The sequence below is a fragment of the Proteiniborus sp. genome (assembly GCF_040308045.1).
Taxonomy (GTDB): Bacteria; Bacillota; Clostridia; order Tissierellales; family Proteiniboraceae; genus Proteiniborus.
Genome location: NZ_JAWRHZ010000026.1, coordinates 1 through 11526, shown reverse-complemented (window position 1 = coordinate 11526; position 11526 = coordinate 1). Strand labels below are relative to the sequence as shown.

Annotated in this window: 11 protein-coding genes; 2 read left to right on the top strand and 9 right to left on the bottom strand. The window is 29.3% G+C overall.

Annotation, left to right across the window (positions count from 1 at the left end; translation table 11 throughout):
- Positions 1-36: 36 nt before the first annotated feature.
- The gene (gene lexA / locus ABV008_RS05180) at positions 37-642 is read right to left on the bottom strand and encodes a transcriptional repressor LexA (protein ID WP_018579530.1); all 606 of its coding nucleotides are present in this window, start codon (positions 640-642) and stop codon (positions 37-39) included.
- Positions 643-842: 200 nt separating this feature from the next.
- On the opposite strand from lexA, the gene ABV008_RS05175 reads away from it, so the two are divergent.
- On the top strand, positions 843-1349 hold the full coding sequence (locus ABV008_RS05175) for a hypothetical protein (protein WP_171301228.1): 507 nt from the start codon (positions 843-845) through the stop codon (positions 1347-1349).
- Between the two features lie 498 nt (positions 1350-1847).
- Here the strand turns inward: ABV008_RS05175 and ABV008_RS05170 are convergent, their stop codons facing one another.
- From ABV008_RS05170 to tet, 3 genes are all read right to left on the bottom strand, one after another.
- Complete coding sequence (locus ABV008_RS05170) at positions 1848-2423, bottom strand: MBL fold metallo-hydrolase (protein WP_352418757.1); 576 nt, start codon at positions 2421-2423, stop codon at positions 1848-1850.
- The gene (locus ABV008_RS05165) at positions 2398-2541 is read right to left on the bottom strand and encodes a DUF1697 domain-containing protein (protein ID WP_208853738.1); all 144 of its coding nucleotides are present in this window, start codon (positions 2539-2541) and stop codon (positions 2398-2400) included. Before ABV008_RS05165 ends, ABV008_RS05170 begins: the two co-directional genes overlap by 26 nt.
- Before the next feature lie 162 nt (positions 2542-2703).
- On the bottom strand, positions 2704-4659 hold the full coding sequence (gene tet, locus ABV008_RS05160) for a tetracycline resistance ribosomal protection protein (RefSeq protein WP_352418755.1): 1956 nt from the start codon (positions 4657-4659) through the stop codon (positions 2704-2706).
- Between the two features lie 788 nt (positions 4660-5447).
- Here tet and ABV008_RS05155 point away from each other — a divergent pair.
- Positions 5448-5657 (top strand): hypothetical protein, encoded by a 210-nt coding sequence (locus ABV008_RS05155; RefSeq protein ID WP_352418754.1) that lies wholly within the window; start codon positions 5448-5450, stop codon positions 5655-5657.
- A gap of 267 nt (positions 5658-5924) precedes the next feature.
- Here the strand turns inward: ABV008_RS05155 and ABV008_RS05150 are convergent, their stop codons facing one another.
- From ABV008_RS05150 to ABV008_RS05130, 5 genes are all read right to left on the bottom strand, one after another.
- On the bottom strand, positions 5925-6893 hold the full coding sequence (locus ABV008_RS05150) for a TIR domain-containing protein (protein WP_352418753.1): 969 nt from the start codon (positions 6891-6893) through the stop codon (positions 5925-5927).
- A gap of 12 nt (positions 6894-6905) precedes the next feature.
- Complete coding sequence (locus ABV008_RS05145; protein WP_352418752.1) at positions 6906-9338, bottom strand: ATP-binding protein; 2433 nt, start codon at positions 9336-9338, stop codon at positions 6906-6908.
- Between the two features lie 115 nt (positions 9339-9453).
- Positions 9454-10317 (bottom strand): IS3 family transposase, encoded by an 864-nt coding sequence (locus ABV008_RS05140; RefSeq protein ID WP_352418756.1) that lies wholly within the window; start codon positions 10315-10317, stop codon positions 9454-9456.
- Positions 10318-10325: 8 nt separating this feature from the next.
- The gene (locus ABV008_RS05135; protein ID WP_012159746.1) at positions 10326-10619 is read right to left on the bottom strand and encodes a transposase; all 294 of its coding nucleotides are present in this window, start codon (positions 10617-10619) and stop codon (positions 10326-10328) included.
- Positions 10620-10943: 324 nt separating this feature from the next.
- The gene (locus tag ABV008_RS05130; RefSeq protein ID WP_502929743.1) at positions 10944-11171 is read right to left on the bottom strand and encodes a single-stranded DNA-binding protein; all 228 of its coding nucleotides are present in this window, start codon (positions 11169-11171) and stop codon (positions 10944-10946) included.
- Between the last annotated feature and the right edge of the window lie 355 nt (positions 11172-11526).

Here is an 11526-nt window from a genome sequence, read left to right as displayed (position 1 = left end):
AACCCCTAACCTTTAAACAATTTTTGACCCTAAAAATCATACTAGGTCTTTCATAATTTTTACAGCTATTCCTTGAATAGAACAATTTGCTGTCACTATATCTTTCATATTCTTATTTTCTGGCTTAAGTCTTACACACTTTTTGCCTTGGTCAAGATATAATCTTTTTAATGTAGTAGTTCCATCTTCCAGTAAAGCAACAACTATTTGACCCTCATTAGCTTCTTCTTGTTTTCTTATAACTACTAGGTCACCATCTTCTATCCCAGCCTCTATCATGGAATCTCCATTGGCTCTAAGGATAAAATAATCGCCCTTATCAAAAAACTTTGCAGGTAAGGATACATAGCTTTCAATATGCTCTTCTTCTAAAAGGGGAAGTCCACAAGATACAGATCCTAAGACAGCCGCTTGTATCATGTCGGTTTCCATCTTTTTAATGGTTGGTGTAATAATTTCTTTGCCATTGTATTCAAGCATACCTTTTTCATTCATTTCCACAAGATAACGATATACAGTACCATTATCAGTTTTTACAGCTTTTGCAATTTCTCTGGTAGAAGGAGAAGTCCTATAGTGATTTGTATATTGATTTACATAGTCAATTATTTCTTCCATTCTTTTTGGACTTTTGGTTCTCATTTTCTACCCCCTTTCTAATCACCAACACCTTGTTGGTGATTACTATTATAATATTAATTCCAGATTATTGCAATAGTTTTTTAGAAAAAATAAGCTTAATAATATTTTAAATTTAGGTCTGGCAGTCAGCCCCGAGTAAGTGGTATAATTTATTTGAAAGATGATACAGAAAGCACAAATATTAATTTTAGGGGGTCAATATGCTTATAGGATTATTTGTAGGAATATGCTTAACCATAGCAATCCTCTTTGTAAAACTTTATAAAAATATTACTTTATTTTCTTTTAAAACCTTGGCTTTTGAAGTTGATTTTTTTGTTATATTTTTTTACTCAATATACTTTTTCCATCCCAATGTATCAGTAAAACTTGTTGATGGTAAATTACAATATCTTCTTAATGCAGGTATTGGAATCCTTGCAATACTTATGTATGGACTTTTAATTTTATTTATCAACGATACCTTCCCTGTGATTAGTAATGCACTTAACCTATTCATTGCATTTGTAGGTGTGTCTATTGCCGTTCCATTTGCCATTGGACTACTAAGTCCTGTAATCCAAATATTTATTCATGGTTTTACTTTTAATGGGGACATTGTTCTATCACAGAATTATATGTTAAGTCTTTTCTTAAAGTATATGATCTTTGGGCTAATTGCACTCCCTGTATGGAGATACCGAATGAGTAAACTTGAGAAGATTTAATAAATTAGACATAAAATGACGAAGTTTAAGGTCTTCTTTCTTGACCTAAATTTCGTCATTTTAGTATTTATAATTATCTCAATTTATATAACATTTGTAAGATACTCATTATTGCTTAATTAATAATAATATTATATACTTTCCCCAATAAACTCAAAGTTATTTAAAAGGTTAATTCTCATTTTATAGAAATCTAATAAATCCCTTTTATAAATCAAGACTTTCTAATTCACTATTAATATAATATCCCTATATAACTAAAAACTGTTTATCTAACACTTGTATATATCTTTTTTAGGTCAATAAAAATACCATCTGCGTACTTTTGCCTAAAATCAATACCCATATATGATAACTTTCTCGATTCTGTAACTCCAGTTACTACAGTAATTGCATTCTTTGATATTGGGCCATCTATGCTCTTTAAATTATTTGTATTTACTTGCTTTTGTGAACCTAACTAATCTTCCTCCATGAAGCAATAATAATTATCTGAATTCATTGAAATAATTTTTTCAACGAATCTTGAGCCATATTCAGGTCAAGTGCAAATTGCGGATTTGTAATTACTAATTCACCATTTTCTACAACTGCCGCATCACCTGTTACAATGGAATTAGTCTCTGTTAAAAATAATGAAATATGACCTGGAGTGGAGATAACCTGACATCCTCCTGCCCAATCCAAACTATCTCCATCTTTAACTATTATATCTACATTGACAGGTTTAACTTTTCTTAATGTTTCACAGAAATCAATTCCAAATTGTTGCTGTTCTTTTGGCATTATTTTTAATAATTCCTCTGCTTGCAGCAATCTAAGAGGTTTATCTTTCCCAGAAATATACTTACTCTCTATTTCACTTGAAACTACCTTAATATGTGGATATCTTTCTTTAATTTCATATATGGCCCCCATATGGTCATCATCATGATGTGTAATCAGTACTTTTGTCAATGAATCTGCGTCTATTCCTTTTGATCTCATTTCATCTTCTAATAAGGATAAGAAATTAGGGTAACCACAGCCAACTAAAACAACATCGTTTTTACTTACTAATAAAACAGGATTTATGATTTTCGTTTAGGGATTCCCCCGCTTCATTTGATTTGAATAGAACATTTCCACTTTGAATATATGTCTTTACTTCATAAAATTCAATTGATTCAAATACTCGTTTTAAATCTGTCATCTTAATTATATTTTTCCCATCATTCAGAAGTGAAAATCACCAATTTCATTTTTTTAGTAATGTACTACCATTCAAGTTTTCTAATTGATACAGGTATGCATCCTCACCAACTATTTTAAAGCTAGGATTTCTCGATTCTATTTCAAATTTTATATCTAGGCCTCAATTTTCATCCTGTTTTTGAAATAAATATCTTAACCCTTCCTTATTGCTATCATTATTGTCGTTCCCAATATCATTAATTATAGGCTTATCATTATATATATCATACCCATAAGGCTCAGTAATAAATATACCCTTTCCATTTGAATAAGAAAGTAATTCTGACTGATAGGACTTCGATGTATCAACAGGTATCTTTCCACTTAAAGTTGTCTCCTCTCCCTTGGCTATTATATCTTCAATAGAAGCCCTCATCTTCCTAAGATCACTCATAACCCTTCCGCAGAAATCATTTGGAACTTGAACTGTATATTTTAAATAAGGTTCTAATATTTCAGTTCCTGCTTTTCGAAGAGCTTCCCAAAATACATATGGTGTTAAATTCCTAAAGTCAGAGGGGGTACTTACCGGGCTATAGTATAATCCGTAGTCAAAAGTTACCTTTAAGTCTGTAATCTCCCAGCCATAAAGTCCTTCTTTGCAAGCCTTTTCTACAGCTTCTTTTACTGCATATTGAAATGAATTATTCAGATATCCATATGACACAGTAGTCTCATACGATAATCCTAATCCTATTGGTAATGGCTCTATAGACAATCCAACAGATGCCCAATAAGGATTTGGTGGAACTTCTATATGGATTACTGCTTTGGACTTTCTTTTAGGTCGTTCTTTATATATTGTTTTCAATTCACCAAATCTAGCATCTATTTTGTATCGGCTTTTAAGTAGTGATTCTATTACTTCCATTTGAATATTTCCAAATAGCTTCAATATGATTTCTCCAGTACCTCCATTAATTTCACAATCTAGAAATGGATCTTCTTCAGTTAATTCAAGCAACGCTTCTATCAGTTTACTTCTTTCACTTAAATCACAAGGCTTAATAGAGGCTCTTAATAATGGTTGAGCTATCCCCGTATCCAACGCCTCATCATATTTATGTCCAATATAATCTCCTATCTTCAAGGAATTAGCATTGAAAATGATGGCAATATCTCCACTACCAACCTGATCCACCTTAACAATTTCACCATTTATAATTGATCCTAAGTTTCTTACCTTGAAAACTTCTTCTCCACCATTTATAAAAGTTTCCTGACGTATTTTAATACTACCCCTAAATATTCTTAAAAAAGTCATCTTTCGGGATTTTTCATCCCTATCAATCTTATAAACATATGCTGATAAAAGGTCTTCAGTATTATAACTATTAGTAGGAAGATAGTTTGTAATAGCAAATAATAGCTCGTCAATTCCAATATTTTTTAAAGCCGAACCATGAAATACAGGATAAAGATTGCAATTATTAACCTCATCCAAAAATACATCATTATATTCTTTTCCTGTAATGACATCTCCATTTATATATTTTTCTGCCAACTCATTATTTATATCTAACAATTTTTCGGATATTTGATTTTGAATTACTTTATCATCCTTTATATTTGTCAATTCAAAATCATCTTTATCTTTTATTCTAACTGATTGCATTATTGCAAGATTAGAAGTTAATTTCTCCTGTATTTGGGCATATATCTCATCCAAACATACTCCCTTTCGATCTATTTTATTCACAAATATAAGTGTTGGTATATTTAATTTCACTAAAGTATTAAAAATCACTTTAGTTTGAACTTGAATTCCTTCTTTTGCTGAAATTACTAAAATAGCTCCATCTAACACTTTCAGAGTTCGTTCAACTTCAGCTATGAAATCCATGTGCCCAGGTGTATCTATGATATTCACCTTTGTATCATTATAATTAAATGAAACTGTAGACGCCCGTATAGTTATTCCCCTATCTCTTTCAAGTTCCATCGAATCCGTTATCGTTGTAGCATTGTCGACTCTTCCAATTTTATTAATTGCCCCACTTTTATATAATAAACCTTCTGTAACAGTTGTTTTACCTGCATCAACATGTGCCAATATTCCTATATTAATAATTTTCATTTTATACCTCCATAATTATATAAAAAATCCCCTGTGATAAAATACTCTCTTCACAGGGGAACTTATTTTTATATAATTACTTAAAGTAAATATAACATACACAATTAGATATAACATCAAGGTGTTACATCTACAGTCTAGTCAATGCTATATAATACATAAAAATATAAATTTATTGTTATGAGAATATTTCTAAATAAAAGTACAATTAATAAGCCATACAAATATCCTTTTGCATGGAAAACGTACTTGTTCTATTTTATTAATAGTTATTTAAAAATATTATGCCTCATATGATAAAACTCCTTTGATTAATACTACATTTTATAATACTTAATTTTATTTTATTTGTCAAGTAAGACTCAGAATTTTTTTTAGAAAAATAAACTTAATAATATTTTAAATCTAGGTCTGGCAGCCTGCCCTAGCTAAGTGGTATAATTTATTTATAAGATGGCACAGAAAATATAAATATTAATTTTAGGAAGTCAATATGCCTATAGGATTATTTATAGGAATATGTTTAATCATATCCATTCTTTTTGTAAAGCTTTATAAAAATATTACCTTGTTTTCTTTTAAGACCTTGGCTTTTGGAGTTGATTTTTTTATTGTATTTTTTATTCAATATATTTTTTTCATCCCAATATATCAGTAAAACTTGTTGGTGGTAAATTGCAATATCTTCTTAATACAGGTGTTGGAATCCTTGCAATACTTATATATGGACTTTTAATTTTTTTATCAACGATACCTTCCCTATAATTAGCAATCCACTTAACCTATTCATGGCATTTGTAGGTGTGTCCATTGCAGTTCTCTTTGCCATTGGACTACTAAGTCCTGTAATTCAAATATTTATTCATGGTTTTACTTTTAATGGGAACATTGTTCTATCACAAAATCATATGTTAAGTCTTTTCTTAAAGTATATGATCTTTGGATTAATTGAACTTCCCGTATGGAGATACAAAATAAATAAACTTGAGGAAGTTTAATGAAATCAGGCAAAAAAGCAACTAATTAGGAATTAAATTCTTTATACTATTCATATATAATTCTTCTTGGAATTAACAGTACAAATATCCGATTATGATGAAGAGAAACTTTTAGTATACCCTAAACAACAATTACCTACCTACTTTAATAGCTGGCTTTTTTTGCATAAAAAGACGATAAAAGGTTTTCTATAGTCTTAGTCTTAGTCTTAGTCTTAGTTTCAGTTTCATTTGATTTTTGTGTAATATTTTAATTAAATAATATATCTATATATCCAGTGTAGATAAGATTTCCTGGAAATTACTTTTATACATCTCATCAAATGTCCTACCCACTTTATCACTTAACAAACTTATAAAATCATCCATGGATGGAATTATAGCATCTAATTTTCTCATGTCTTTGGAAATATTTTGCATTGACTCAGGTGGCAATGTTGCTTCTTTAATATTTTTATGCAATTCCTCTTGTTTGCTTCTCCAATAAGCAATATATTGTAGTCTTTTATTTAAATCATAAATTCCTGCTTCAAAATCTAAATATATATTGGCTTTATTATAATATCCAATATCTTCTTTTCCAACTACTATAAAAAAGAGTTTATCTTCATATTCACGATCTTTCATAAGATTTTCAATCTCATACATACAGTTTAATGATTTAATATAAGCACTACTTACTATTGAAATTACATAATCATGCTCCCTAATTGTCTTCATGAAGTTATCTAAACTATCCTTATATTTAGTCGCATATATATCACGAGTTAAATTTATATTTTTATAATTTTGAAATGACTCTTCGATAATATTAACTAAATCCCTATCCTTATGTGCATAGGAGATAAATACTTTAACTATCTTCATTTTTTTAAAATTTCCTTTTTTGTCAAATATATATGGGGTATTATTTACCTTAATTAAATCACTAGATTTTTCAACAGAAATATAGTACAAATTTTTGCTATCAATCCTGAAGTAACTACTTTCTACTTTAGCATTACCCTCTAATAAATCATAAAGTTTTTTCATTTTAAACTGAAAGGGGTATTTCTCGACCCTTAGCCTTTCACCTTCGTCTTTAACTCCAAAAATAATATCTCCACCTTGACTATTTGAGTATGCAGATACTAGTTTTGCAATGTAATCGTAACTTTCTACGGGATGAATATATGATGTGTTCTTCCTTGTATTTTTTCTAATTTTATTTTTAATATCCTCTACTGAACTAAACAATATTGTACCTCCTTATATCTTTTTTAATGGAATTTTGGATATTCCAGTTGTTTTTAGTAAATCACCTAAAGTAATCATAGATTGCTTTTCTCCATTATCAGTCCATAATTGATATTCATAGTCATCCAAAGCTTCTAATTCCTCCTCATAATAAAAGATTATCTTTTGAAGATCGCTCGGTCGAATAACAATTCTGATTTCTTGTTTTTTATATTTTGCAGAAAATACTGTTTCAGAAAAACTATTCTTTTTCCACTCTTCTAAAGTTGATGGGAGTATATAGTCTTTGTGATTTTTTAAATATTCATAAACATTTTTGATACTTCTAGATATTAGATTATCAACATGTTCTTTCATTTCTACTGATGAATTTACGATGTGTTTTAATTGACTTATAATCTCTTCTTTACTCAACTCAGAATTGCTAATTATCTCTATTACCTTGTCTCTATTAGCTATAATTCCATCTAAATCTTCATACTTGATATTATTTTCTTCTATCTTTTCTGCTATTTTATATCTTCTCAAATTTTCTTTTGGAGAAGATAACATCATTCTTTTTGGATATAAATTCTTAAATAAATTTATTGAGTCTTCAGGATTTGATAGAAACCAATTCGTTATTTTGTTAAATATTTTTTGAGTTGGTTCATCTCTTTCTTCTCTATCTATAGTTTCTTTACCTAATAATTTTGAAACTTCACTATCAATTCGTTCAGAACAATTATTATTCGTTTTGATTTTATGCATATTTTTTTCAAAAAAATTATTAAATGAAAATATATCCTTATTTAGCAATTGACTTTTAATATCAACACCTAATAATGTCAGAATTTCTTTAAGTTCCTCGTCTATATTTTCATCAGAATAAACTTTATCAAATTTTACGAATTTATTATTTTGGTTTGGAACAAAGGCTATTTTTGTAACTTCTTCAACACCAATATCTTCAATCCATAGAGAATAAAACTTATTTAACCAATTTATCAATACTGTTTTGTTATATAAATTATCAGAAAAATTGTCAACATTTTGTTTTTCAAACATATCATTTTGTTTTTCAAACATATCATTTATCCAAGAAAAGTTAAGATTCCCTCCAAAAACTTTAGACCAACCTAAGTAAGTATCTTTACTTGGTATTAATATGTTTTTATAATAAAATAATACTTCCCAAAATGAGTCAAGGAGTTCTTTGTTTTTTGTCTTTGGAATTCCTATTTGTATGGAGTCAGGACTACTCCTATACGTTAATATCTCTTCTTCCCTCTCACAATTAAACCCTTTTACAATCTTACTATATTCAACGCATTCTTTGATTGTATTATAACAATTATTTTGAATGCTAGAAGTCGTAATTGGTAAATTTAGAATACAAATATTAAATATATCTTTTGTCATCATATTTAATGAACAATAACTTATTAATTCTTTGTATAAAGAGACAGCAGTTTTTATTAATATTTTATTTTCTTCATTATTCTCTCTTATTGCATTTCTATCTCTTTCTACCTCAAATAAATTTGAATTGATTATTATTGGGAAACTAAAACCTTCCGTACCTACTAAAGGAAAGTTACAAAAGATTTTTGGAAGAGTATCTGGAATTTCTAAAAAAGATATCCTATCATCATAACGCTCTATAGGGCATCCGATAATAATACCATTTTCATTTAATACTAACAATTTTTTTTTACTGTCATGTGCACTTATGCAAATAAATTTTATCTTACTATTTTTACTTGAAGTAATTTCCTTTTCCTTTTCGTAGTATTTTCCATTATATGAAATTGAATTTATATGATTATTGAAAGACAATATATATGGAATAGTTTCCTCTAAATCACTTATTCCTTCTTCTACAGCCTCCACTACATGGTCATCTATTAAATAGATGAATTTTGTTTCCTCATATTTTTCTTTTAATTCATCCGAATTTGTGCTTATGAATTTTAATTGTTGTAGCATAAGTTCTGTTTTCTTCCTAATGTCTTTGTATTCTACTCCGGATCTATCAATAGTAAATCTTAGTTTTTTATATTTACCACAGTGCGCTATAAAAGAACTTTCAATTTGCACAATTTCTGATAATAAATGAGTTGACATAAAACCAGTTCCAAATTTACCTATTTTTTTATCTTCAGAACTTTGTTTAGAGGATATTTGAGTGATTAAGTCAAGTAGATTTTCATAAGAAAATGGGACTCCATTATGGCTAAACTCAATCTTTTTATTATTGTATTCAATTTTAATATCTATTTTTCCACCTTTAGGTGTACAATCAGATGCATTTTGAATCAATTCCCATATCCATCTACGCCTAATAATCTTTTTTTCTAAGTCAGAAGATTCCCGTATTTTTTTCAACTCATCCCAAATCGTGTTAGCACTTGCATCTAAAATTTTATTTAATAAAATTACTTCATTGGACATCGCCATCACCATCCTTATATTCCTCCTTTTCTTGCCATATCTTCTTAAAGACATCCCAAGCAATTTTATGTTCTTGGTCTTCTGTCAAGAAAACGGATAATAAAAACTTGATATATTCTTGAATCGTCTAACCAACATATTTATCCTCGAAATCATATGGTGAAGACATCTCGCAATAACTGTGAATTCTCTTTGTATTGTAAAATGCTTCGACATATTCAAAAATAAGTTCATGGGCATGACTAATATGCCTTATGACGAATCTGTTGAGCCATTCTCTTTTTATTAGAGCATGAAAAGACTCAATTACAGCATTGTCCCAAGGGGTTCCCTTTTTTGAATAGCTTCGAATAAATTTGCCTGCTGGTGTTGCATCAATATACGCTTTTGATACATATTGCACACCTCTGTCACTGTGAATAATTATCGGAGTATCTAATTTCCTAGATGATTTCGCTTTGTTAATGGCTCTTAGTACTCCTTCCACACAAAGGGTATCTGAGAGGTGCCAGCCTATAACTCTTCGTGAGAATAGATCCATTACTGTTGTTAAGTAAACGAACCCGCTTACTGTCCATACATAGGTAATGTCTGTTACCCAAACGGTGTTAGGTGCGTTAGGTGAAAAATTTCTATCTAGAATATTTTTAAGTTTATTATCAAAATCTGGATCAATTGTCGTCCTTTTGTATGGACTTACCCAGATTGCCTTAATTCCTAGCTCACGCATGTAGTTTCCAACAGTTTTCTCTGCGATAACGTAACCTCTGCTTCGCAGTATAGATGTAATTTTGGGTGCTCCATATATTTGTTTGGATTCATTGTAAATCTCTATAATTTCTTGTTTAATCTGCTGTTTTCTAATTTTCTGATTTGAATCTTGCCTTTTCAAGTAATCATAGTATCCAGAAGATGAAACGCCTAGCACTTTAAGCACACTGTTAACTGAAATCTGGCGCTTCTTAGATGATTCTTCTACTTCTTTGTAGATTGCTTCAGTTAATCTTTGTTCAGTATGCCTATGGCCTTTTTTAGTATTTCAAGTGCATCTTCCTTATCTCTTAGTTCTTTTTTTAGTCTTGCAATTTCTTTTTCTGCATCTGATGAATAATTGCCAGAACCTCTATGATTTACTACACCATCATTCTTCTTGGCATTTTGAATCCAATTATTAAGACCTGTGGTGCTAATTTTTAGATCCTCTGCTGCTTCTTTGATTGATTTGCCAGATGAATAATAATAATTAACTGCATCTTGTTTAAACTCTGCGCTGTACTGTTTTTTAGTTCCCATAGTAATCTCTCCTTGTCTGATACACTTATTATATCAAATTCAAGGACATATCACGTTTAAGTTCTACGTTTTTTATTCTACCATCATCTTCTTTAAAACATTTGTAAAACCTATCATCTTTTTATCACTTTTATAAAATTTTCTATCTCATACTAAGGTTATAAATTTTTAACCAGTTTTCTTTTAGTACACCTATGAACCTTATATCTTTAACTGATAAGTATATCTACTTAAAACACTGCAACTTTATATGTATAGTGAAAAACTTTACTCAATTGTACTTTAGAATCTGGCAAATTCTTTTGCTATAAATCTGTTAAATTTTCATATATCTTTGTTGATTAGAAGATGTTTTTCTATTATCTTTACCTCTTTACCATCCATTTTGTTGATTTGGTTGAGAAATAATGTTCCAAGTAAAATCCTATCGCTCCTGGGAATTCTATTCCAAAGATATCCCTTAAAAAGATCTTTAAGTAAAAAAATTTCACCTTTCTCCAGTTTTTTTGTTTCTTTAATAGCCTCAACTAGTAATTCATTAACATCATTCATGTTGTTCACTCCTCATATTAATAACTGTATAGACAACATTGTTAATATATTATAGTATTTTTCTTTCTTCTTTACAATTCAATTAATAATAGACTTAAAAATATAGCTAAATTTCCTAGAAAATTTAACCTTTTCACGCTGACATTATCCCCATAGTGCGGTAATATGGATATATAAATTAAATACTTGGCTTAATGCCTGCTTTTAAAAAACCTTAATAGCAAGCACAGTAAGTGTACGGACACTTACGAGAAAATTGATGAAGCGGACCCTTTTGGGCTCGCTTCTTTTTATTCAATTTTCTACTTGTTCCTATCGGAATGATTTAGGGGACACCCCTAATACCCTGTTTAAA